22 protein-coding genes are annotated in these 22,295 nt (G+C 57.7%); 12 read left to right on the top strand and 10 right to left on the bottom strand.

Features of this window, described 5'->3' with window-relative positions; translation table 11 throughout:
* Positions 1-33: 33 nt before the first annotated feature.
* The 3 genes from RSF91_RS00745 to RSF91_RS00735 all read right to left on the bottom strand — a co-directional run bounded on the left by RSF91_RS00745 (position 34) and on the right by RSF91_RS00735 (position 3,309).
* Positions 34-1,020 (bottom strand): Bug family tripartite tricarboxylate transporter substrate binding protein, encoded by a 987-nt coding sequence (locus tag RSF91_RS00745; protein ID WP_332566622.1) that lies wholly within the window; start codon positions 1,018-1,020, stop codon positions 34-36.
* 79 nt (positions 1,021-1,099) lie between these two features.
* Complete coding sequence (locus RSF91_RS00740; RefSeq protein WP_332566621.1) at positions 1,100-2,080, bottom strand: hydroxymethylglutaryl-CoA lyase; 981 nt, start codon at positions 2,078-2,080, stop codon at positions 1,100-1,102.
* Positions 2,077-3,309 carry a CaiB/BaiF CoA transferase family protein gene (locus RSF91_RS00735; protein ID WP_332566620.1) on the bottom strand — a complete coding sequence of 411 codons (1,233 nt, stop codon included), beginning with the start codon at positions 3,307-3,309 and terminating at the stop codon, positions 2,077-2,079. Before RSF91_RS00735 ends, RSF91_RS00740 begins: the two co-directional genes overlap by 4 nt.
* Before the next feature lie 137 nt (positions 3,310-3,446).
* On the opposite strand from RSF91_RS00735, the gene RSF91_RS00730 reads away from it, so the two are divergent.
* The 6 genes from RSF91_RS00730 (at position 3,447) to RSF91_RS00705 (ending at position 8,908) form a co-directional block, all read left to right on the top strand.
* Positions 3,447-4,361 (top strand): LysR family transcriptional regulator, encoded by a 915-nt coding sequence (locus RSF91_RS00730; protein ID WP_332566619.1) that lies wholly within the window; start codon positions 3,447-3,449, stop codon positions 4,359-4,361.
* A 5-nt stretch (positions 4,362-4,366) separates the two neighbouring features.
* Positions 4,367-5,479, top strand: coding sequence for an elongation factor P maturation arginine rhamnosyltransferase EarP (gene earP / locus RSF91_RS00725; protein WP_332566618.1), 1,113 nt, complete (start codon positions 4,367-4,369; stop codon positions 5,477-5,479).
* 194 nt (positions 5,480-5,673) lie between these two features.
* On the top strand, positions 5,674-6,228 hold the full coding sequence (gene efp / locus RSF91_RS00720) for an elongation factor P (protein ID WP_332566617.1): 555 nt from the start codon (positions 5,674-5,676) through the stop codon (positions 6,226-6,228).
* A 195-nt stretch (positions 6,229-6,423) separates the two neighbouring features.
* A complete protein-coding gene (gene aat, locus RSF91_RS00715; RefSeq protein ID WP_332566616.1) occupies positions 6,424-7,167 on the top strand; it encodes a leucyl/phenylalanyl-tRNA--protein transferase in 744 nt (247 codons plus the stop codon).
* Positions 7,168-7,203: 36 nt separating this feature from the next.
* A complete protein-coding gene (locus RSF91_RS00710; RefSeq protein WP_332566615.1) occupies positions 7,204-7,971 on the top strand; it encodes an arginyltransferase in 768 nt (255 codons plus the stop codon).
* A 100-nt stretch (positions 7,972-8,071) separates the two neighbouring features.
* Positions 8,072-8,908: an IclR family transcriptional regulator gene (locus RSF91_RS00705; protein ID WP_332566614.1), complete on the top strand. Its 837-nt coding sequence runs from the start codon at positions 8,072-8,074 to the stop codon at positions 8,906-8,908.
* A 147-nt stretch (positions 8,909-9,055) separates the two neighbouring features.
* Here the strand turns inward: RSF91_RS00705 and pbpG are convergent, their stop codons facing one another.
* From pbpG to RSF91_RS00670, 7 genes are all read right to left on the bottom strand, one after another.
* The gene (gene pbpG / locus RSF91_RS00700; RefSeq protein WP_332566613.1) at positions 9,056-10,273 is read right to left on the bottom strand and encodes a D-alanyl-D-alanine endopeptidase; all 1,218 of its coding nucleotides are present in this window, start codon (positions 10,271-10,273) and stop codon (positions 9,056-9,058) included.
* 112 nt (positions 10,274-10,385) lie between these two features.
* Positions 10,386-11,924: a 2-isopropylmalate synthase gene (locus RSF91_RS00695; RefSeq protein WP_332566612.1), complete on the bottom strand. Its 1,539-nt coding sequence runs from the start codon at positions 11,922-11,924 to the stop codon at positions 10,386-10,388.
* Positions 11,925-12,028: 104 nt separating this feature from the next.
* A complete protein-coding gene (leuA, locus tag RSF91_RS00690; RefSeq protein WP_332566611.1) occupies positions 12,029-13,702 on the bottom strand; it encodes a 2-isopropylmalate synthase in 1,674 nt (557 codons plus the stop codon).
* Between the two features lie 229 nt (positions 13,703-13,931).
* Positions 13,932-14,801: a CDP-diacylglycerol--serine O-phosphatidyltransferase gene (gene pssA, locus RSF91_RS00685; protein ID WP_198461732.1), complete on the bottom strand. Its 870-nt coding sequence runs from the start codon at positions 14,799-14,801 to the stop codon at positions 13,932-13,934.
* 197 nt (positions 14,802-14,998) lie between these two features.
* Positions 14,999-16,015 (bottom strand): ketol-acid reductoisomerase, encoded by a 1,017-nt coding sequence (gene ilvC / locus RSF91_RS00680; protein WP_332566610.1) that lies wholly within the window; start codon positions 16,013-16,015, stop codon positions 14,999-15,001.
* A 63-nt stretch (positions 16,016-16,078) separates the two neighbouring features.
* Complete coding sequence (gene ilvN / locus RSF91_RS00675; protein WP_099737407.1) at positions 16,079-16,570, bottom strand: acetolactate synthase small subunit; 492 nt, start codon at positions 16,568-16,570, stop codon at positions 16,079-16,081.
* Positions 16,571-16,724: 154 nt separating this feature from the next.
* Positions 16,725-18,512 carry an acetolactate synthase 3 catalytic subunit gene (locus tag RSF91_RS00670; RefSeq protein WP_332566609.1) on the bottom strand — a complete coding sequence of 596 codons (1,788 nt, stop codon included), beginning with the start codon at positions 18,510-18,512 and terminating at the stop codon, positions 16,725-16,727.
* A 264-nt stretch (positions 18,513-18,776) separates the two neighbouring features.
* On the opposite strand from RSF91_RS00670, the gene RSF91_RS00665 reads away from it, so the two are divergent.
* The 6 genes from RSF91_RS00665 to RSF91_RS00640 all read left to right on the top strand — a co-directional run bounded on the left by RSF91_RS00665 (position 18,777) and on the right by RSF91_RS00640 (position 22,241).
* The gene (locus RSF91_RS00665) at positions 18,777-19,346 is read left to right on the top strand and encodes an RNA polymerase sigma factor (protein WP_332566805.1); all 570 of its coding nucleotides are present in this window, start codon (positions 18,777-18,779) and stop codon (positions 19,344-19,346) included.
* A complete protein-coding gene (locus tag RSF91_RS00660; protein WP_332566608.1) occupies positions 19,343-19,795 on the top strand; it encodes a DUF3619 family protein in 453 nt (150 codons plus the stop codon). The genes RSF91_RS00665 and RSF91_RS00660 overlap by 4 nt, the downstream gene beginning before the upstream one ends.
* Positions 19,796-19,818: 23 nt before the next feature.
* Complete coding sequence (locus tag RSF91_RS00655; RefSeq protein WP_332566607.1) at positions 19,819-20,631, top strand: DUF3106 domain-containing protein; 813 nt, start codon at positions 19,819-19,821, stop codon at positions 20,629-20,631.
* A 61-nt stretch (positions 20,632-20,692) separates the two neighbouring features.
* Positions 20,693-21,241: an RDD family protein gene (locus RSF91_RS00650; RefSeq protein WP_332566606.1), complete on the top strand. Its 549-nt coding sequence runs from the start codon at positions 20,693-20,695 to the stop codon at positions 21,239-21,241.
* An 11-nt stretch (positions 21,242-21,252) separates the two neighbouring features.
* A complete protein-coding gene (locus tag RSF91_RS00645; RefSeq protein ID WP_332566605.1) occupies positions 21,253-21,651 on the top strand; it encodes a diacylglycerol kinase in 399 nt (132 codons plus the stop codon).
* The gene (locus RSF91_RS00640) at positions 21,648-22,241 is read left to right on the top strand and encodes a TIGR00730 family Rossman fold protein (RefSeq protein ID WP_332566604.1); all 594 of its coding nucleotides are present in this window, start codon (positions 21,648-21,650) and stop codon (positions 22,239-22,241) included. The genes RSF91_RS00645 and RSF91_RS00640 overlap by 4 nt, the downstream gene beginning before the upstream one ends.
* Positions 22,242-22,295 lie beyond the last annotated feature (54 nt).

Genomic DNA, 22,295 nt, shown 5'->3' with positions numbered 1-22,295 from the left:
GCCTCGAATGTGCGTTACCGCTGAAGCAGCGACTTATTCCGCTTCGATTTTGGAAGACTTCACCACCTGTGCCCAGTTGGCGTATTCGGTCTTGACCATGGCACCCAGCTGCTGCGGGTTCATATAGTCAGCGCGGGCGCCCTGCTCTTCGGCTTTTTTCTTAAAAGCGGGGTCTTCCACTACTTTTTTGATGTCTGCGGTCAGCTTGTCAATCACAGGCTGGGGCGTGGCCTTGGGCGCAAAAATGGCAAACCACGATGTGGCGTTGACGCCGGCATAACCCGCCTCAGCCGTGGTCGGCACTGTAGGCAAACTGGGCAGACGCTGCTTGCCCGTCACCGCCAGCACACGCAGCTTGCCGCTTTGCACATGGGGCATAAAGGGCGGCGCGGTGCCAAAAGTCAGATCCACCTGACCACCCAGCAAATCCTGCAGCGCCGGGCCTGTCCCCTTGTACGGCACGTGCACCATCTTGGCACCGGCCTGCTGCTCCAGCATGGCTCCCGTCACATGCTGCAGCGAACCATTGCCCGACGAAGCGTAATTGAGCTTGCCGGGATCGGCCTTGGCATAACTGACCAGCTCGGCCAGCGTTTTCACTGGCAAATCAGCGCGTACCACAATGATCTGCGGTGCGGACAGCACATTGGCCACAGGCACAAAGTCGCCCTGCTCCCAGCTCTTGGCCTTGACCAGATGGGGCGAGATGACGTGATAACCCGAGTACTGCATCAGCAGCGTGTAGCCATCGGCATCGGCACGCTTGACCAGATTGGCGGCAATGGCACCGTTGCCACCACCTTTGTTATCCACCACCACCGACTGGCCAAGCACCGGGGCCAGTGCCTGCGCTGCCATGCGACCGGAAAGGTCAGTCGTTCCGCCTGCGGCAGTGGGAACGATCAGCAGCACGGACTTGCTGGGGTATGCGCCCTGCGCCATGGCTGGCGCGGCAGTCAGCACTACTGCAGCAGCCGCCGCAGCAAGCACGAAAGATAGGCGTTGACGTTGAAATGTCATGTTGTCTCCTTGTTGGTATATCTGACAGCGCCAGCCCTTTCCCCCGAAAGAACTGGCACGGTATGGCATCTGCGCAGACTCAGACCTTGGCCAGAGCACGCTCTTTGATGTCTGCAAAATCTGCGGGTAGCTGGTGCAAATCCCCGCGCGTGCCAGCTTTGACGATCTGGCTGGGTGTCTCATGCCCGATCAGCGCGGGCAAGGCCCGTGCCGCCGCCACGACCTGCGCCAGGTCTGTACCGGTGTCATAGCCCATGAGCTGCAGGGCATGCACGATCTCTTCAGTACAGGCATTACCCGAAGCACCGGGCGCATAAGGGCAGCCGCCCAGCCCGCCAATGGATGCATCAAACCTGTCAGCACCGGCATCAATAGAAGCCAGCACGTTTGCAAGCGCCATGCCGCGCGTGTTGTGAAAGTGCAGCGTCACACCCAGCTGCGGCCAGCGTGCTTTGAAGGTCTGCACCATGGCATGCACCTGACTCGGGTAGGCCATGCCCGTGGTGTCGCACAGGGTGATGCCCTGCACACCCAGATCCGCAAAGCGCTGCACCCAGCTCAGCACTTCGGCCTCAGGCACATCACCCTCCATAGGGCAACCAAAGCAGCAAGACAGCGATACATTGACGGGCGTTGCCGCCTGCTGCGCCACGGCGATGACCTGTTGGAGCGCTTCAAACGACTGACTGCGCTGCATGCGCAGATTGCAGAGGTTATGCGTCTCGCTGACGGACATCACCAAATTCAACTCATCGGTATGCGCATCAATGGCGCGCTCCGCGCCGCGTACATTGGGCACCAACGCCGTATAGATAGTGCCCGAATGGCGCGCGATCTCGCGCATCACAATCTCGCCATCGCGCAGCGCGGGGATGGCCTTGGGCGAAACAAAAGCCGTGACTTCAATTTTGGACAGCCCGGCTTGCGACAGCGCATTGACCAGCGCAATCTTGTCCTCAGTCGGTACAAACGCGGCCTCCATCTGCAAGCCATCACGCGTACCGACTTCGTTGATATAGATACGGCGACCCGCACCATTCCAGACATTCAAGCTGTTCATTGAATGATCCCCTTGGCGCGCAGTTGCGCAATCTGCTCGGCGCTCAGGCCCACTTCGGCTAACACGGCGTCGGTGTCGTCACCCACATGCGGCGCACTGCGGCGCACGGTGCCGGGCGTCAGCGAGAGCTTGGGCACCACGCCGGGCACTTTCACATCAAAACCGTCGCGTGTACGCTGAGTCAAGATCATCTCGCGGGCATGGTAGTGGGGGTCTTCCGCAATATCTTTGGCGGTGTAGACCTTGCCTGCGGGCACGCGGGCATTGCCCAGCTCTTCCATCACAGCCTGCACGGTGCGGACTCGCGTCCAGTCGCCGATCGCGCCATCGATCTCTGCCACACGGGCCACGCGGCCCGCGTTGTCGGCCAAATCTGGCGCATCAGCCAAGTCCTGGCGGTCAATCGCCACCATCAGCCGCTTGAAGATGGAGTCGCCATTGCCGGCCACCAGGACCCAACCGTCCTGGCAAGGGTAGGCATTGGACGGAGCAATGCCCGGCAGCGCGCTTCCGGCCGCCTCTCGTACCGCGCCAAAGGCGCTGTATTCGGGCAGCAGACTTTCCATGATGTTGAACACGGCCTCATGCAGGGCCACATCAATCACCTGGCCGGGGCCGCCATTCACCTTGCGGTGGTACAAGGCCATCATCACGCCCACCACACCGTGCAAAGCCGCCAGCGTGTCTCCAATCGAGACACCCACGCGCACCGGCACGCGACCCGGCTCAGCCGTCAGGTGGCGCAGGCCGCCCATGGCCTCACCAATCACGCCAAAACCCGGCAGATCACGGTAGGGGCCGGTCTGGCCGTAGCCCGAGATGCGCAGAATCACCAACCCGGGGTTGATGGCATGCAGCTCTTCGGGCGACATACCCCAACCCTCCAGCGTGCCGGGGCGGAAGTTCTCGACCAGCACATCGGCCTCGGCAATCAATTTGCGGGCCACGTCCTGCGCTTCTTTCTGGCGCAAATCCAGCGCGACAGATCGCTTGTTACGCGACTGCACCTGCCACCAGACCGATGTACCTTCTTTAATCAGGCGCCAGTTGCGCAGCGGGTCGCCCGCGCCGGGGGCCTCGATCTTGATCACGTCAGCGCCAAATTCACCCAGCGTCTTGCCGCAGAACGGGCCGGCAATCAGTTGCCCCATTTCCACGACCTTTACGCCCTCAAGCGCACGCGGCGTGGCGGTTTGCGTGGCAGGGTCTTTGATATTCATCATTGTCATTGTTTGTCTCTTGCTATGCCGCTTTGCGTTGCCCAGAGCGGCTTTTGAATCATCTTGCCCTTTAGAACAGTTCCGGCAAAACGCTGATATGCGAAGCTGCCATCGCATTTGGGCATAGCTGAGATAATGGCCGCCTCATGAAACTGGACCCAACCACCCTGAGCCTGTTTGTTGCCGTGATGGAAGAAAACGCCATCGCCCGCGCCGCTGCACGCGAGCACATTGCACCGTCTGCTGCCAGCCGCCGCCTGGCAGAGCTGGAAGATCAGCTGCAGGTAGAACTCTTTACCCGCAGCAACCGCGGCAGCGTGCCTACGGCGGCCGCCTATGCGCTGCTGAACATGGCACGCGGCGTGCTCAATAACATGGATGGCATCGCCACACAGATGAAGGACTATGCGCAAGGCGGCCAAGAAGGCCTGCGCGGCCATGTGCGGGTGATGGCCAATATCTCCAGCATCACCCAGTTTCTGCCAGCGCAGTTGCAGCGTTTTTTAAGCCAGCACCCACATGTAGATGTGCGCCTTCAAGAGCGCGTGAGCACCGATATTGCGCGCGCCGTGGCAGATAACGAGGCCGATATAGGCCTGCTGAACAACGGCAGCTACGGCAATAAAATCAGCCTGCGCCCCTACCGGCGCGACCGGCTGGCCGTCGTCATGCCGCAATCCCATCCGCTAGCGCGCAAGCGCAGCCTGCGACTGGAACAAGTCGTAAAGCATGACCTGATTGGCATGCACGCCGACAGCGCTCTCAACCATCTCATTACCCGCGCAGCCGCAGACCAAGGCTTGCAGCCACGCCTGCGCATGAAGGTAACGGGCTATGACGCGCTGTGCCTTATGGTGGCATCAGGCCTGGGCATCGGCATCCTGCCCGAGGGCAGCGCACGTATTTACATGGGTACGCTGCCGCTGCGCTGCATCCGGCTGGATGAAAGCTGGGCCGAGCGCCAGTTGATGCTTTGCGTGCGCTCACAAGACGCCCTCTCCCCTGTAGCGCAATTGCTGGCCGAGCACCTGTGCCAGCCTGAAGAAACTCATAAAGACTAGAAGCCATGCTGGATTTTTTACCGCTGCCCGAATCGAATGTCACGACCCAACACCCATCTCTGACCTGGGATATTTTTTGCCAGGTCATTGATAACTTTGGCGATGTGGGCGTGTGCTGGCGCACTGCAGCAGAACTGGTTGCACGCGGCCAGCAAGTACGCCTGTGGATGGACGATGCCAGCGCCTTGCAGTGGATGGCCCCGCAGCCATGGCCACAGGGTTTGAGCGCCCATGCATGGCCTGCTCTGACGGCCGACATCCCCGCCGTGATCGGTGATGTGGTTGTTGAAGCCTTTGGCTGCGAGATTCCCCTGCCGTTTGTCGCCGCCATTGCACGCAAGGCAGAGCAATGCCAGCCTCCAGCCTGGATCAATCTCGAATACCTGTCTGCTGAAGATTACGTAGAACGCTGCCACCGCCTGCCGTCGCGCATCATGTCTGGCCCGGCAGCAGGGCTGACTCGCTGGTTTTTTTACCCCGGCTTTACCAGCGCCACAGGCGCACTGGTGCGAGAGCTGAACTTGAGCCAGCGCCAGAGTCGTTTTGCAGGTGAGCGCCTGCACTGGCGTGCTGCGCAAGGCGTTCAAGCCGATGAATACGCTGTTTCGCTGTTTTGCTATGAGCCAACAGCCCTGCCACAGTTGCTTGAGCAAATGCCCACACTCAACGCCAGACTGCTGGTCACCCCCGGCCGCGCTACGGCAGCTGTCCAAGCACTGCCAGCCGCGCAGCTATTGAACATGCAATATCTGCAACCCTGCCCGCAGCCTCAGTTTGATGAAATGCTCTGGGCCTGCGACCTGAATCTGGTGCGCGGTGAAGACTCTCTGGTTCGCGCCATCTGGGCGGGTCAGCCTTTTGTCTGGCATATCTATCCGCAGCATGACAATGCCCACCACGACAAGCTCAACGCCTTTCTTGAATGGCTGAACGCACCCGAAAGCCTTGTGCGCTTTCACCACGCCTGGAATGGCATGACCGTACCGCAAGCATTGCCTTTACTGAGCCGTGAAATGTTGGCTGAATGGGCCTTGTGCGTAAGGGCTGCACGAGAAAAATTAGCGCTTCAGACTGACTTGATTGAGCAGCTTCAAGCTTTTGTCGCCGAAAAAAGATAAAATCCACGTTTTGCCTCTCTGAGGGCAAGCGTACCCGGCCCGCCGAGCGATCTTGCTTATCAGGGTCGCGCCCCGCCGCGGTACACGCGGCAGGCCCCGCCGCCGCACTATTGATGCGTTGCTGACTCAGCAACCATTGCGAACAGCTTGCCTGCCGTGTAGAGCGGCTCCAACCTTTCAAACGCAAGCAAGCCATGAAAATCGCTCAAGAAATCCGCGCAGGCAATGTGATCATGTTCGGCAAGGACCCCATGATCGTTCTGAAGACCGAATACGCTCGTGGCGGCCGTGGCGCTGCTACCGTGCGCATGAAGCTCAAGAGCCTGATCGGCAACTTCGGCACTGAAAACGTGTTCAAGGCCGACGACAAGATCGACAACGTGATCCTGGACAAGAAGGAGTGCACCTACTCCTACTTCGCCGACCCCATGTATGTGTGGATGGACGAAGAGTTCAACCAGTACGAAGTCGAAGCCGAAAACATGGCTGACGCTCTGAACTACCTGGAAGACGGCATGACTGCCGAAGTGGTGTTCTATGACGGCAAGGCTATCTCGGTCGAACTGCCCACCACCATCGTGCGCGAAATCACCTGGACTGAGCCAGCCGTCAAGGGCGACACATCCGGTAAGGTTCTGAAGCCCGCCAAGATCGCTACCGGCTTCGAAGTGGCTGTGCCTTTGTTCGTGTCTCAAGAAGACAAGATCGAAATCGACACCCGCACCGGCGAATACCGCAAGCGCGTGTAATGCGGCAGCAGCTCTTGCAGCTGCTACCTCAACAAAAAGGCTTCCTGATGGAAGCCTTTTTTGTTGCTGCTGAAAAATAAGCAAGTTAAGTCCGCACACCAAGCAGTCAGCCAGCAGCCACCCAATTCAGCGCATATTCACAAAATGCGCCAAGTCTGTGCAAGACTAAAGACTCTCCATCAACCCCATCGGCAAATGACGCATTCCCTGCCTTGGCTGCAGCCTGAACAAGAATTTCCACCGATCAATCAGACTTGGGGCGAGCAGGATCCGATTCCCGGACTACTGGCAGCAGGCAGCTCACTGGATGCAGCACACCTGCGTGCTGCCTACAGCCAGGGAATTTTCCCCTGGTTCAGCGACGGACAACCGGTGCTCTGGTGGTCCCCCAACCCGCGCATGACTCTGCACCCTGACGAGTTCCGGCTCCGCCGCAGTCTGCGCAAGACGCTACAAAAATTTCGCGACACCCCCGACTGCGAGATTCGCATCGACAGCGCCTTCTCAACAGTGATGCAGCACTGCGCCCAAGCCCCGCGCGATGGGCAAAACGGTACCTGGATTGTTCAAAGCATCATCGATGCCTATACAGAGCTGCACCAGCAAGGCGCAGCGCACAGCGTAGAGACCTGGGTGGATGGCAAGCTTGTGGGCGGCCTTTACTGCGTGGCACTGGGCAAGGCGGTGTTTGGCGAATCCATGTTTGCGCTGCAAACCGATGCATCAAAGATTGCCCTGTCTGCGCTGGTGGCACTATGCCGCGCCCATCAGGTTCCACAAATTGACTGCCAGCAAGCCACTGCCCACCTGTCATTCATGGGCGGTCGCGAAATCCCCAGAGAGCAATTTGCGCAGACTGTCAGAGCGCAAGCTCAGTTGCCTGATATGCGCTGGCAATTTGCCCCCCTATACTGGGATCAATTGCTGAGCACCCCCTGAAGTTTGACGCACCGCATCTGCAGCACCGGCCTGATCATGACGCACCCGAACGACCTACCGCTACATGCCCTGCAGTTTTATGCCACGGCAGCCTACCCCTGCAGCTATCTGCCGGGGCGACTGGCCCGTTCTCAGGTCGCAACCCCCAGCCATCAAATCCAGAATGCGGTTTACTCAGAGCTGGTCACCATGGGGTTTCGTCGCAGCGGCATGTTCACATACCGCCCTTATTGCGACGGCTGCCAGGCCTGCATTCCGCTGCGCATCATCAGCAATGAATTTCGCCCCAACCGCAGCCAGCGGCGCTCGGCCAATCAGCACGGTCAGCTGATCACTTCCATACAGCGGCTGCACTACTCTGACGAGCACTACCAGCTTTATTTACGATACCAGCAGCACCGCCACAGCGGCGGCGGCATGGACAACGACAGTGTCGACCAGTACACACAGTTTTTGCTGCAAAGCCGCGTCAACTCTCGCTTGGTAGAGTTTCGGGAGCCGACCGACACTGGGGCACCCGGCGTGCTCAAGATGCTCTCGATTCTCGATGTACTGGAAGACGGCCTGTCTGCGGTCTACACCTTCTATGACCCGGAAGATCACGCCAGCTACGGCACCTTCAATGTGCTGTGGCAAATTCAGCAAGCCAAGGCCATGGGCCTGCCTTATGTATACCTTGGCTACTGGATCTCGGACAGCCAGAAGATGCGCTACAAAGCCAGCTTTTTGCCGCATGAAATTCGTCAGGGTGAACAATGGCGCCGCGTTGACAGGCAAAGCATTACGCGCTCACAAATTGATTGATGTTGCTGAAAAACTCAGCACATGGATATATAGCAGATGACATGCCTGCGCGGCTATAGCACCGCTAGAATGCCTTCATCCCGCAAAGTATCTCCAACGCATGAAAAAAGACGACCTATCGGCCTCCGCAAAGCCCAGCGTCCAGGTTCTGGAACGCATGTTCACGTTAATCGACGTGCTGGCATCGCGTGAGGAAGCGGTTTCTTTGAAGGAGATCAGCGAACGCACAGGCCTGCACCCCTCGACAACGCACCGCATCCTCAACGACCTGGCTCTGGGCCGCTTTGTGGATCGCCCCGAATCCGGCAGCTATCGCCTGGGCATGCGTTTTCTGGAGCTTGGCAATCTGGTCAAGGCCCGCCTGAATGTGCGCGAGGTAGCGCTGACGCCCATGCGCCAACTCTACAAGCAGATTCAGCAGCCCATCAGCCTGTCTGTGCGCCAGGGCGATGAAATCGTATATGTGGAGCGCGCGTACAGCGAGCGCTCCGGCATGCAGGTAGTACGGGCCATTGGCGGTCATGCGCCGCTGCATTTAACCTCCAACGGCAAGCTGTTTCTGGCCGCCGATGACTCCCAGCAAGTGCGCGCCTATGCCACACGCACAGGCCTACCCGGCAAGACCCACTTCAGCATTACCCAACTGGGTGAGCTGGAGCATGAACTGGCCAAAGTGCGCCAGTACGGCATTGCGCGCGACAACGAAGAGCTGGAGCTGGGCGTGCGCTGCATGGCAGCCGGTATTTATGACGACCAAGGCAAGCTGATTGCCGGCCTGTCTATCTCAGCCCCCGCAGATCGCTTGGATGAAAGCTGGGCACCGAGACTGCAGGCGACTGTGCAGGAGATTTCTTCCGCGCTTGGCTGCGCCAGTGCACGCAAGCCAAACACCCAACCCGCAGCTGATACTTACAGCCGCAGCCACCAGCAGGGCTAATACTTCTGCTTCATATTTATGAGCTGTCAGCGCAACCCCTGCAAGCGCTAGAGCCTGATTTTCTTATCAAACAGCAATAAAAAAGCGCTACCTTGAGTAGCGCTTTTTTGTGGCCTCGTTCAAAGGCCAGATGCTTATTCAGGACGGTTACCCGCGAATACGCTGTCCAATAGAGTTGCTTGCACTGGGCATGGCTTCAATCCAGTGACGTACTCGCTCGGCATCGGCCAGACGGCTGAACTTACCAGCTGAATCCAGGAACACCATGATCAGTTTGCGGCCTGAAACCTGAGCCTGCATCACCAGGCAGCGACCAGCTTCAGAGATATAGCCGGTCTTTTGCAGACCGATATCCCAGTTGTCGCTCTTGACCAGACGGTTGGTGTTGTTGAACTGCAAAGTGCGACGCCCCACCGCCACTTCGTAGCCATGCGATGTCGAGTACTCGCGCATCAAAGGGTCTGCGTGTGCGACAGCGACCAGACGGGCCAGATCCCGTGCGCTGGACTGATTGCTGCTGGACAGCCCTGTGGGCTCCACATAGCGCGTGTCCTTCATGCCCAGCTGCAAAGCCTTGGAATTCATCTGCTGCACAAACTGCCCCAGACCACCGGGATAGGTTCGACCCAGTGCATGGGCTGCACGGTTCTCGCTGGACATCAGTGCCAGGTGCATCATCTCGGAGCGCGTCAAGGTCGTACCCACGCGCAGACGCGAGCTGCTGTGCTTTTCGGTATCCACATCGTCTTGCGTGATGGTGATCATCTCATCCATGGGCAAGCGAGCCTGAGACACCAGCAGACCGGTCATGAGCTTGGTCAGCGAGGCAATCGGCAGCACAGCCTGATCGTTCTTGCTGAGCAGAACCTCATGCGTGTCCTGGTCGATCACATAAGCCACACTGCTTTGCAGATCCAGCGGATCAGACACCGAGTGCAGACCTGCCATCTGGCCATAGGACTGGCGAGCTGGCTCTACAGACGTAGCAACGGCTGCTGCAGCCACCGCTGCGCTGGCTGCACCAGCCTTGGCCAGGCGCTTCTTGCCCGAGGCTTTTTCTGGCTTTTCAGCCTTAGCAACGACAGCAGCCTTGCTGCCTTTTTTACCGGCAACCTTGGCTTCAGCCTTGTCTTGCTTACCCTTGGCGACTTTGGCACCCTTGGCTTTAGGCTCAGCAGCCGCACGGGCTTTGCCTGCGGGTTCTTTAGCTGCTTTTTTGGCGGAAGCAGGGGCAGCCGCAACGGGCTTTTTAGCGTCTTTTTTAGGCGCAGCCTGTGCTGCAGGCACGGCCAGAGCACAGCTCAACAGAGCCAAAGACAACACCTGGGTTAGTTTTGCAAGGCGAAAAGAACGCAGCAGCGGCATGCGATACTCCAGACAACAAGGTGTAAGGATTTAATTCAATCAAAAAAGTTGTGCAGTGACAAGCACTTGCACAACTTTCTCGATAATCTGAGTGAAATTATAAATCCTGCACTCAACCTTGTGCTGCTACAACTTCATGATTGCTATGCAATTTGTTCAAAGCACTCAGATAAGCCTTGGCAGAAGCGACCACAATATCGGGGTCTGCCCCCACGCCATTGACCACCCGGCCATTGCGTTGCAGACGCACCGTTACCTCGCCCTGGCTCTCGGTAGACCCGCTGATGGCATTGACGGAATAGAGCACCATCTCGGCTCCGCTCTTGACCTCAGACTCAATGGCCTTGAATGAGGCATCGACCGGGCCATTGCCTTCAGAGCTAGCCTTGACTTCCCGACCCGCATTGCTGAACACAACTGACGCATGTGGGCGCTCACCTGTTTCACTTTGCTGGGCCAGCGAGATGAACTGAAACTGACTTTCCTGGCCCTGACCACCATCGACATTGACCAGAGCCAGAATGTCTTCATCAAAAATTTCGCTCTTGCGATCGGCCAGCTCCTTGAAGCGTGTGAAAGCCTGATTGATGGCGGCCTCGCTATCCAGCTCCACACCCAGCTCCTGCAGGCGCTGCTTGAAGGCGTTGCGACCGCTGAGCTTGCCCAGCACGATTTTGTTGGCAGCCCAGCCCACATCTTCCGCCCGCATGATTTCATAGGTGTCACGCGCCTTGAGCACGCCATCCTGGTGAATACCAGAAGCATGAGCAAACGCATTGGCACCCACCACCGCCTTGTTGGGCTGCACGATAAAACCTGTGGTCTGGCTGACCAGACGACTGGCCGCCACGATGTGCTGGGTCTCGATATTCACATCCAGCCCAAAGTAATCCTTGCGGGTCTTGATGGCCATGACGACCTCTTCAAGTGAGCAGTTACCTGCGCGCTCACCCAGGCCATTGATAGTGCACTCAATCTGGCGTGCGCCTCCAATCTTCACACCAGCCAGCGAATTGGCCACAGCCATACCCAGATCGTTGTGGCAGTGCACGGACCACACAGCCTTGTCACTATTGGGCACGCGCTCGCGCAGATTGCGGATGAACTCGCCATACAACTCAGGAATGGCATAGCCCACGGTATCGGGCACGTTGATGGTGGTTGCACCTTCGTTGATGACAGCTTCAATCACCCGAGCCAAAAAATCGGGCTCACTGCGGTAGCCATCTTCGGCGCTGAACTCGATGTCATCCATCAGGTTGCGCCCAAAACGCACGGCTTGCTTGGCCTGCTCCAGCACCTGCTCGGGTGTCATGCGCAGCTTTTTTTCCATGTGCAGCGGGCTGGTCGCAATAAAGGTGTGGATGCGGCCACGATTGGCATCCTTCAACGCCTCGGCAGCCCGCGCAATATCGCGATCATTGGCACGCGAAAGTGAGCAGATGGTGGAATCCTTGATGCTGCGGGCAATCGTCTGGATCGACTCAAAGTCTCCATTGGAGGCGGCCGCAAACCCTGCCTCGATCACATCCACCTTCAGACGTTCCAGCTGGCGGGCAATGCGCAGCTTTTCATCGCGCGTCATCGAAGCACCTGGCGACTGCTCGCCGTCACGCAAGGTGGTGTCAAAAATAATGAGCTGATCGGACATGGTGGGGTCTCTCTGGGTTGTGGCGCGGATAAACGCCGGTTTTTACTGGAGGATTGCCGATAAAAAAGCCGGTGCGCTTTTGGCGGCACCGGCTCACAGGTCTTTTAGGCAGCGACCGCTTCTTCAGCGGCGACCGGGACACGTTGCACTCCCGAAATAATGGCGCGAAGTGAGGCAGAGACGATATTGGCATCCACCCCAACACCGTAGCAAACTTGGCTGTCGTCGATGCGCAGCTCGACATAGGCAATGGCCTTGGCGTTCGCACCTTCGCCAATTGCGTGTTCAGAGTAGTTCAGCACGCGCACGTTGCGGCCCACAGCAGCCGACAAGGCTTGCACAAAGGCATCAATGGGGCCCGTACCTTCGCTTTCCAAAAAATACTTCTGGCCTTCCACTTCAATCTCGGCGCTCATGCTGACCACGCCATCGGCTTCACTCAGGCGGTACTGAGGCGCCTTGACGGTGTTGACGCCATATTCGCGCTGGAACAGCTCCCACAGGGCCGCAGCAGACAATTCCTTGCCGCTAGCATCCATCTCGCGCTGGACCACCTGGCTGAATTCGATCTGCAGGCGGCGGGGCAATTGCAAGCCATATTCGCTTTCGAGCAGATAGGCAATGCCGCCCTTGCCCGACTGGCTGTTGACGCGAATCACAGCCTCATAGCTACGTCCCAGATCCTTGGGGTCGATAGGCAGATAAGGCATATCCCAGATATCGCCATCCTTGTGAGCGGCGAATGCCTTCTTGATGGCGTCCTGATGAGAGCCAGAGAAGGAGGTGTAGACCAAGTCACCCACGTAAGGGTGGCGAGGATGCACGGGCAACTGGTTGCAATGCTCAACCGTTGCGCGGATTTCGTCGATATTGGAGAAGTCCAGACCAGGGTTCACGCCCTGGATATACATATTGAGGGCGACGTTCACCACGTCGAGGTTACCTGTGCGCTCACCGTTGCCGAACAAACAGCCTTCCAGACGGTCAGCACCGGCCATCAAAGACAGCTCGGCAGCCGCCGTGCCCGTGCCGCGATCGTTGTGGGGGTGAACCGAGATCACCACGCTGTCGCGGCGCTTGATGTTGCGGTGCGTCCACTCCACCATGTCGGCAAAGATATTCGGGGTGGAATGCTCCACCGTAGTGGGCAAGTTGATGATGCACTTGTTCTCGGGTGTGGGCTGCCACACATCAGTCACCGCATCAATCACGCGCTTGGAGAACTCCAGCTCGGTATCTGAATACATTTCAGGCGAGTACTGGAAGGTCCACTTTGTGCCGGGGTTCTGCGCAGCGATGTCCTTGAACATCTGGGCATTCGTGGCAGCCAGCTCCACAATCTCGTCTTCGCTCATGTTCAGCACCACACGGCGCATCACAGGGGCTGTTGCGTTGTAGAGGTGAACAATCGCACGGGGCGCGCCTTGCAAGGCTTCAAAGGTGCGGCGGATCAGGTGCTCACGCGCCTGTGTCAGCACTTGCACTGTCACATCATCAGGAATGCGGTTTTCTTCGATGAGCTTGCGCATGAAGTCAAACTCGACCTGCGATGCGGAGGGGAAGCCCACTTCAATTTCCTTGAAGCCAATCTTCACCAGTTGCTCAAACATCTGCACCTTGCGATCGATGTCCATAGGCTCGATCAGGGCCTGATTGCCGTCACGCAAATCCACGCTGCACCAGACCGGGGGCTTGGTGATGACCGCATCGGGCCAGGTGCGGTCAGTCAAGCGAACAGGGGCGAAAGCGCGGTATTTGGTGGAAGGGTTTTGCAACATGGTGAGTCTCTTTTGTCGAATTAGAAGAATTTAAACCCAGCTCCAGCGACGCCCAAAAACAAAAACGGCCCGTCGCTAAAGCTACGGGCCGTGAAGTAGGTGTGTTTGTACGCGCGCGCTACTTTCCCTGCCCGATGGACATTAGTAGTAGAGCTAGCGACAGGTTTTTCATGCGGATCACTTTAACACAGGAAAAGTTGACAATGCCAGCACTTTTTGTGCGACTGCATTAATCGTCATGCAACCCACGCTCGTCGGGCTCATCTTTTGATGTGGACACAATGCTCACATGCTCGCCCTTGGCGCGGCGCCAGACGTAGATCACATAGCCAGAGATCGAGTAGCCGACGAACACCAGAAACAGCATGGTTGCAGGCTCGATGCTCACCAGCGCCATCAGCAATGCCACGACCACCAGAGAGACAAACGGCATGCTCTTGGCCCCGCCAATGTCCTTGAAGCTGTAGTAAGGGATGTTGGTGACCATGGTCAGGCCCGCAAACAGCGTGATGGCAAACATGACCCAGGACAGATCAGCGCGGTCTGTGGCGTAGCCACCAAACCAGGACATCACATCGCCAAAAATTGGCACATCGCGGTGAGACACCAGCAAGGCACTGGTCAGCCAGATAAAACCTGCTACCAAGGCCGCCGCCGCAGGCGAAGGCATGCCCTGAAAGTAACGCTTATCGACCACCGCCGTGTTCACATTGAAACGTGCCAGACGCAGCGCAGCGCACGCACAGTACACAAAAGCGGCCAGCCAGCCCCAGCGACCCAGCGGACGCAGCGCCCATTCATAGGCAATCAGTGCGGGAGCCGCACCAAAGGAAACCATGTCGGAGAGCGAATCCATCTGCTCACCAAAGGCACTTTGCGTGTGTGTCATGCGGGCCACACGACCATCCAGACTGTCGAGCACCATGGCGCAAAAAACGCCCACAGCCGCCAGTTCGAACTTGTTGTTCATGGCCATGACGATGGAGTAAAAACCTCCAAACAGCGCTGCCAGCGTGAACAAATTGGGCAGCACATAAATGCCTTTGCGCATCTTGCGCTGAGCGCCGCCTGCGTCGGCAGAATCATTGCTGTTTTGCATTAAACAGACCTCCAGTGCTTGCATGTCATGCGCATGCAGCTATTAAAACCATAGTATTTCAAGCAAAACCATCATAGCAATGCCCTGCCCCCAGTGTACCCGCCGCACACACTGCGCCCAGAATGAAAAAGGCCACCTAAACGGTGGCCTCTTGCTGGCACAAGGTCATCCAGCTTTCGCCGAATGACTCGCGTGCATTAGTTGCGGGTTTGGTCAACCAGCTTGTTCTTGGAGATCCAAGGCATCATGGCGCGCAGCTGGCCGCCCACTTGCTCGATGGCGTGCTCAGCGTTCTGGCGACGACGTGCAGTCATCGATGGATAGTTCAGGCGACCTTCGCTGATGAACATCTTGGCGTATTCACCGCTCTGGATGCGCTTCAGGGCGTTGCGCATGGCTTCGCGGGACTTGTCGTTGATGACTTCAGTACCAGTCACGTACTCACCATACTCGGCGTTGTTCGAGATGGAGTAGTTCATGTTGGCGATACCGCCTTCGTACATCAGGTCAACGATGAGCTTGAGCTCATGCAGGCACTCGAAGTAAGCCATTTCGGGAGCGTAACCGGCTTCGGTCAGGGTTTCGAAGCCCATCTTCACCAGTTCCACCGCGCCGCCGCACAGAACGGCTTGCTCGCCGAACAGGTCGGTCTCGGTTTCTTCCTTGAAGTTGGTTTCGATGATGCCGCCCTTGCCGCCGCCATTGGCCATGGCATAGGACAGAGCGACGTCACGGGCCTTGCCGGACTTGTCTTGGTAGATGGCGATCAGGGAAGGAACGCCGCCGCCCTTCAGGTACTCGGAGCGCACGGTGTGGCCAGGGCCCTTGGGGGCGACCATGATCACGTCCACGTCGGCGCGGGGCACGACCTGGTTGTAATGCACGTTAAAGCCGTGGGCAAAAGCCAGCACTGCGCCAGCCTTGATGTTGGGAGCGACGTTGTTGTTGTAAACATCAGGGATGTTTTCGTCAGGCAACAGCATCATGACCACGTCAGCGGCCTTCACAGCTTCGTTGACTTCCATGACAGTCAGGCCGGCCTTGCCAACCTTGTCCCACGAAGCGCCACCCTTGCGCAGACCAACCACGACCTTCACGCCGCTGTCGTTCAGATTTTGTGCATGTGCGTGGCCTTGGCTGCCGTAACCAATGATGGCAACGGTCTTGCCCTTGATCAGGCTCAGGTCACAGTCTTTGTCGTAGAAAACTTTCATGTTGGCTCCAGGTCTCTTATCTTGAGGGGTTTAAAAGGTTTGAAAAGGTTCGAAAAGGGTCAATTAGACACGCAGAATTCGCTCGCCGCGGCCAATGCCCGAGGCTCCTGTACGCACTGTCTCCAAAATGGCAGTACGGTCAATTGCTTGCAGGAAGGCATCGTTCTTGGACTGGTCACCGGTCAGCTCTACGGTGTAGCTCTTTTCGGTCACGTCAATGATGCGGCCACGGAAGATGTCGGCCATGCGCTTCATTTCTTCGCGCTCCTTGCCCACAGCTCGCACCTTGACCATCATCAGCTCACGCTCGGTGTAAGAACCCTCTGTCAGGTCCACCACTTTAACCACTTCAATCAGGCGATTCAGGTGCTTTGTGATTTGCTCAATCACATCATCTGAGCCGGTGGTCAGTATGGTCATGCGGGACAGTGACGGGTCTTCCGTCGGCGCCACAGTCAGAGATTCGATGTTGTAGCCACGGGCCGAGAACAGGCCCACGACGCGCGACAGTGCTCCGGGCTCGTTTTCGAGCAGGACGGCAATAATGTGTTTCATACCCAGATTCCTCTTTTCGTCGCCCTCCCCTGACACCGGTAAGTGCCAAGCTCGGCGAGCAATAGATTCGTCAAAAAACGCTATTTAAAATATAGCTGCTTGCGCTTGATAGTTAATGGCTAGAAGCCGGTTTCATTCAAAACCGGCTCACGCATTACAGATCGTCGGCGCCCAGCAGCATTTCCGTGATCCCACGGCCAGCCTGCACCATGGGGAACACGTTTTCGGTGGGATCGGTGCGGAAGTCGAGGAAGACGGTCTTGCTCTCTTCACGCACGATACGACGCGCCTCGCGCAGCGCGCCCTCCACATCCGCAGGCTTTTCGATCAGCAGGCCTCGGTGGCCATAGGCTTCAGCCAGCTTAACAAAGTCAGGCAGGGAGTCCATGTAGCTGCTTGAGTAGCGGCCCGAGTACTCAATTTCCTGCCACTGGCGCACCATACCCAGGAAGCGGTTGTTCAGCGCGCAGATCACCACGGGCGTGTTGTACTGCTTGCAGGTGGCCAGTTCCTGAATGTTCATCTGAATCGAGCCTTCGCCCGTGATACAGAACACTTCAGAGTCAGGCTTGGCCAGCTTGATACCCATGGCGTAAGGCAGACCCACACCCATGGTGCCCAGACCGCCAGAGTTAATCCAGCGACGGGGTTCGTCAAAGCGATAGTACTGCGCAGCCCACATCTGGTGCTGGCCGACGTCAGAAGTCACGTAAGTGTCGGCATCCTTGGTCATCTTCCACAGCGTGTCAACTACGTACTGGGGCTTGATCACATCGGGGTTGGACATGTCATAGGCCAGGCAATCGCGGCTGCGCCAGCCTTCGATGCTGCTCCACCACTGGCTCATAGCACCTTCGTCGGGGCACTGAGCAGATTCGCGCAGCATGGCGATCAACTCGACCAGCACATCCTTGACATCGCCCACGATAGGCACATCCACCTTCACTCGCTTGGAGATGGAGGAGGGATCCACGTCGATATGGATGATCTTGCGCTCTACCGACATGAAGTGCTTAGGGTTGCCAATCACGCGGTCGTCAAAGCGGGCACCTACAGCCAGCAGCACATCGCTATTTTGCATAGCGTTGTTGGCTTCAATCGTGCCGTGCATGCCCAGCATGCCGAGGAATTTTTTGTCGCTGGCTGGATATGCTCCCAGACCCATCAAGGTGCTGGTAATGGGGTAGCCCAGCATGTCCACCAGCGTGCGCAGCTCATTCGTTGCATTGCCCAGCAACACACCGCCGCCGGTATAGATATAGGGACGCTTTGCCGTCAGCAGCAGCTGCAGTGCCTTGCGAATCTGACCAGCATGACCCTTTTTGACGGGGTTGTACGAGCGCATTTCCACTTTTTCAGGATAGCCCGTGTACAGCGCCTTCTTGAAGGACACGTCTTTCGGAATATCCACCACCACAGGGCCGGGACGACCAGTGCGGGCGATGTGGAAGGCCTTCTTCATGGTCTCAGCCAGATCGCGAACGTCCTTGACCAAGAAGTTGTGCTTGACGATGGGACGCGTAATGCCCACGGTGTCACATTCCTGGAAGGCGTCGGTACCAATGTAGTTGGTCGAAGTCTGACCGGCCACCACCACCATGGGGATGGAGTCCGTATACGCTGTAGCAATGCCGGTAACCGCATTGGTCAGGCCGGGGCCGGATGTCACCAGCGCCACGCCCACTTCACCGGTTGCACGTGCAAAGCCATCGGCAGCATGCACAGCCGCCTGCTCATGGCGCACCAGCACATGCTGAATGCTGTCTTGCTTGTACAGCGCGTCGTAAATATAGAGAACTGCCCCGCCTGGGTAACCCCACAGGTGCTTGACACCTTCAGCCTGAAGAGACTTGATGAGGATTTCGGAGCCCATTAATTCCTGGGCGCCCTTGGGGGACGATGCTGCGGCTGCAGAGGCCAGCTCGGCTTTGGAGATTTCCATGATCAACCTTTGTGAATTTCTCTAACGAAAAACCTTCGGTGCCCTTAGCCTGAAGCCCTTGTGAGGCCGGTTTAGGACTTAAGACCACAAGCCATGGGCGTTTGTGTGTACGCCGGACCGTGATCCGTTTGCTTCTTTAAGTTGAGAACATTATCGCACTGCAACAAGACCTTCAAATGCACTACACAAAAAAACATCAGTGGATGCGATAATCGACAGCTTTCCCACGGGCACTCCCCCGATTTCTTCCAGGGTTACTCTCTCTTGGCCACAGAACAAGAACTGTCTGCATTCCTCAAAGGCGTAGAAAAGCGCGCGTTCAAGCGCAGCTTTTTTCACGTCCGCGATGAGGAGGCCGCCCTGGATATCGTGCAGGACAGCATGCTCAAGCTGTCCCAGCACTATGGGGACAAGCCCATCAATGAGCTGCCCATGCTGTTCCAGCGCATTCTCTCGAACAGCACGCTGGACTGGTTCAGGCGCCAGAAGACGCAAAAAGCCCTGTTCACACATTTCAGTGATCTGGAATCGTCGTCAGACGATGATGGTGGCTTTGACTGGCTGGAGACCTACGCCACCAATGCCGACGAGGCCGCCGCCCACAATGTGGAAAGCATCACTGAGCGCAAGCAGACACTGCAAAGTATCGAAAAAGAAATACAAGAGCTTCCAACGCGTCAACGCGAAGCATTCCTCATGCGTTATTGGGAAGAGATGGATGTTGCGGAGACCGCTGCAGCCATGGGCTGCTCTGAAGGTAGTGTTAAAACACATTGCTTCCGCGCCATCCAAACATTGAGCAAGGCACTCAAGGCCAAAGGAATCGAGTTATGAAATCCGCGCCCACATTCCTGCAAGAACAGGCTGCCGACCGCTTCGCCCGTCATATCACGGCCCGTTTGAGTGAAGGCGAGGCCTTGTTACCCTACGAAGTGACCGAGCGCCTGCGTGCTTCGCGCGAGCGTGCCGTCTCTGAACGCCGCCGCGAAGCGACAGTGCTGCACGCGCAAACCAGCGCTGCAGCATCTTCCCAGGGCAGCACCATGACCATGGGCAGCCCCAATGAAGGTGCTGGCTGGTGGCGTGCATTGATCTCTGCCATTCCTGTGTTGGCGCTGATTGCCGGTCTGGTGATTTACAACGCGGACACTGAACAAAGTATGCTGAGCGAAGTCACCGCAGTCGATACTGCTTTGCTGACTGACGACTTGCCACCCGCTGCATACTCGGATCCGGGCTTTATTCAGTACCTCAAGACTTCGGCCCCCACCTCAGAACACTAAACAGCCCGCCGCACCCTGCATTGATGCCTACTGAAAAGCGCTCCATCCTGAGTCCTAACAACACCGCCGCCGTCATGGCGGCGGTGTTGTTGATGGCTCTGTCCTGGACAGGATGGAATGTGGTGCAGCAAGTCAGACTCGCTCCAAGCGCTGTGCCGCCTGCGACCATGGCTGCATCCAAGACCATGCACGTGGACCCGTCCACGCGCCAGCGAGCCACGGCACAAGCCTCTGGCCCGCGCTGGGCGGAACTCAGCAGCCATCAGCGTCAAGTACTTTCGCCGCTGGAAGAACGCTGGCCCATGGTTGGCTCGGTACAAAAGCGCCGCTGGATTGCGCTGGCTGATGGTTTTGACAAGCTCAGCGAGCGCGAGCAGGAAAAACTGCGTGACCGTATGGAATCATGGTCTAGCCTGAGCGCGGCGCAGCGCAATCAGGCTCGCCTGAACTTTGCTATCACTAACCGACTGGCGACAGACAAGCAGGCCCAGTGGGAAGCTTATCAAGCCCTGAGTGATGAAGAAAAGCGTTTGCTTGCTTCCCGCGCCGCACCCAAAGTGGTGACAGCCGCACCGGCCATCAAGCCAGTGGCACCCAAGAAGCTGGCGCGCATCCCTGCAGCTACAGCCACACCCAATACGGTGCCGAATCTGCCCAAGATTCCTCCGGCTACCATTCATCATCCTCCGCCAGCCGTACCTGCCACACCAGCAATGGTGGAAACGCACCCTGTGCGCACTCCATCCGTGATCGTGGAAACAGCGCCGGTGGATATTCCACGCGCCACGCCCATCACGCTGCCGCCGCTGGATGCGCCAGCTCAAGACTCGCACTGATCTAGCTTGAATGCTGCAATCAGAGCATCAAGGTCGCCAAGTCGCCACCTACAATGCCTTCATGCAGCAAGATATTTCGATTGATGATGGCAGCGCAACACCCTCAAATACTCCTGATTTCATAGCTCCAAGCCTGCGCCGCAGAATGGCTTGCTGGCTTTATGAAGGCATGCTGCTGTTTGGCGTGGTGTTTATTGCAGGCTATCTGTTCAGCACGCTGTCCCAAACCCGCAATGCGCTCGACAACCGCCACTTGCTGCAAGCTTTCATGATGGTGGTTCTGGGCATTTACTTTGTCTGGTTCTGGAGCAAGGGCCAGACCCTGGCCATGAAAACCTGGCATATCCGCGTGGTTGATGCTCAAGGCAGCCCTTTGACCCAGACCCGCGCCCTGCTGCGCTATGCCGCCAGCTGGATGTGGTGGTTGCCGCCTCTGGCTGTGCTCTACCCCTTTGGCCTTCCGCCTCAGGAAGTACTGGTGCTGATGCTGGGCTGGATTCTGGTCTGGGCCCTGCTCAGCCGTTTTCACCCTAAAAAACAGTTCTGGCATGACGCCTGGGCTGGCACCCAGCTGGTGCATCAAGCCCCCGCCCCTAAACGCATCCGCTGATATTGCTCCGCATGACCTCCTCAACACCCGACCCCGTCAATCCCCAGAAAAGCCGCACCGGCCTTTCTCGCGTGCTGCATGCAGGCGCCTATTCGCTGGAGGGCCTCAAGGCAGGCTGGTACGAAAAAGCCTTTCAGCAAGAGGCCATCTGCGCTTTTGTCATGATTCCTGCGGCCTTCTGGCTGGGCACAAGCTGGGAGCAGGTCGCCCTGCTGGCCGCAACGGTCACACTGGTTCTCATCGTCGAGCTGCTCAACACCGGCATTGAAGCCGCCATTGACCGCATTGGCCCCGAGTGGCATGAGCTGTCCAAGAAAGCCAAAGACATGGGCAGCGCCGCTGTTTTATTGTCGCTATGCCTTTGCGGCGCCGTCTGGACTGCCGCCATTTATCACCGATTCATCGCATGACTACTCCAGCCTTCTCCATCTGCGTGTACTGCGGCTCGCGCCCCGGCACCAACCCTCAATTTACCGAAGTCGCCAAGGCCGTCGGCCGCTGGATTGGCGAGCGCGGCGGTCAGCTTGTTTATGGCGGCGGGCGCAGCGGCCTGATGGGCGTGGTTGCTGAAGCCACGCAGCAGGCGGGCGGCCGTGTGATCGGCATCATTCCTCAGGCCTTGGTCAATAAAGAACTGGCCAATCAAGCCTGCGATGAGCTGCATGTCGTCAAGAACATGCACGAGCGCAAGGCCATGATGGCCGAGCGCAGCGATGTCTTTGTGGCCCTGCCCGGCGGTATTGGCACCTTTGAAGAGCTGTTTGAAGTCTGGACCTGGCGCCAGCTGGGCTATCACGACAAGCCCATCGGCATCCTGAACGTGGATGGCTACTACGACACCATGCTGCAGTTTCTGCAGTCCTGCGTCAGCAACGAATTCATGGGTGAGTGGCAGATGGGGCTCATCGAGACCAGTTCTGACACAGACGCGCTGCTGCAAAATCTGGTGCAGAACGCAGGCAATCGACTGGATACGCCGCCGCTGCGTTCGGTCATTTAACCCCTCGCTTGCCCAAAGAGGGCGACAGATTAGCTCGCGTCCGTTTTAACGGCC

This window comes from Comamonas sp. (assembly GCF_036643215.1).
GTDB lineage: Bacteria > Pseudomonadota > Gammaproteobacteria > Burkholderiales > Burkholderiaceae_C > Comamonas.
The sequence above is the reverse complement of the archived record's forward strand: the minus strand, read 5'-3'. Positions and strand labels throughout refer to the sequence as shown.

Bases quoted from the DNA above. Each gene is read 5' to 3' on its own strand.
- RSF91_RS00670 (WP_332566609.1), bottom strand. From the start codon at position 18,512: ATGGAAATCTCCAAAGCCGAGCTGGCCTCTGCAGCCGCAGCATCGTCC.
- RSF91_RS00645 (WP_332566605.1), top strand. From the start codon at position 21,253: ATGACCTCCTCAACACCCGACCCCGTCAATCCCCAGAAAAGCCGCACC.
- RSF91_RS00650 (WP_332566606.1), top strand. From the start codon at position 20,693: ATGCAGCAAGATATTTCGATTGATGATGGCAGCGCAACACCCTCAAAT.
- RSF91_RS00710 (WP_332566615.1), top strand. From the start codon at position 7,204: ATGACGCACCCGAACGACCTACCGCTACATGCCCTGCAGTTTTATGCC.
- aat (WP_332566616.1), top strand. From the start codon at position 6,424: ATGACGCATTCCCTGCCTTGGCTGCAGCCTGAACAAGAATTTCCACCG.
- RSF91_RS00655 (WP_332566607.1), top strand. From the start codon at position 19,819: ATGCCTACTGAAAAGCGCTCCATCCTGAGTCCTAACAACACCGCCGCC.
- leuA (WP_332566611.1), bottom strand. From the start codon at position 13,702: ATGTTGCAAAACCCTTCCACCAAATACCGCGCTTTCGCCCCTGTTCGC.
- earP (WP_332566618.1), top strand. From the start codon at position 4,367: ATGCTGGATTTTTTACCGCTGCCCGAATCGAATGTCACGACCCAACAC.
- pssA (WP_198461732.1), bottom strand. From the start codon at position 14,801: ATGCAAAACAGCAATGATTCTGCCGACGCAGGCGGCGCTCAGCGCAAG.
- ilvN (WP_099737407.1), bottom strand. From the start codon at position 16,570: ATGAAACACATTATTGCCGTCCTGCTCGAAAACGAGCCCGGAGCACTG.
- ilvC (WP_332566610.1), bottom strand. From the start codon at position 16,015: ATGAAAGTTTTCTACGACAAAGACTGTGACCTGAGCCTGATCAAGGGC.
- RSF91_RS00730 (WP_332566619.1), top strand. From the start codon at position 3,447: ATGAAACTGGACCCAACCACCCTGAGCCTGTTTGTTGCCGTGATGGAA.
- RSF91_RS00695 (WP_332566612.1), bottom strand. From the start codon at position 11,924: ATGTCCGATCAGCTCATTATTTTTGACACCACCTTGCGTGACGGCGAG.
- RSF91_RS00640 (WP_332566604.1), top strand. From the start codon at position 21,648: ATGACTACTCCAGCCTTCTCCATCTGCGTGTACTGCGGCTCGCGCCCC.
- RSF91_RS00660 (WP_332566608.1), top strand. From the start codon at position 19,343: ATGAAATCCGCGCCCACATTCCTGCAAGAACAGGCTGCCGACCGCTTC.
- RSF91_RS00735 (WP_332566620.1), bottom strand. From the start codon at position 3,309: ATGACAATGATGAATATCAAAGACCCTGCCACGCAAACCGCCACGCCG.
- RSF91_RS00745 (WP_332566622.1), bottom strand. From the start codon at position 1,020: ATGACATTTCAACGTCAACGCCTATCTTTCGTGCTTGCTGCGGCGGCT.
- pbpG (WP_332566613.1), bottom strand. From the start codon at position 10,273: ATGCCGCTGCTGCGTTCTTTTCGCCTTGCAAAACTAACCCAGGTGTTG.
- RSF91_RS00740 (WP_332566621.1), bottom strand. From the start codon at position 2,080: ATGAACAGCTTGAATGTCTGGAATGGTGCGGGTCGCCGTATCTATATC.
- efp (WP_332566617.1), top strand. From the start codon at position 5,674: ATGAAAATCGCTCAAGAAATCCGCGCAGGCAATGTGATCATGTTCGGC.
- RSF91_RS00705 (WP_332566614.1), top strand. From the start codon at position 8,072: ATGAAAAAAGACGACCTATCGGCCTCCGCAAAGCCCAGCGTCCAGGTT.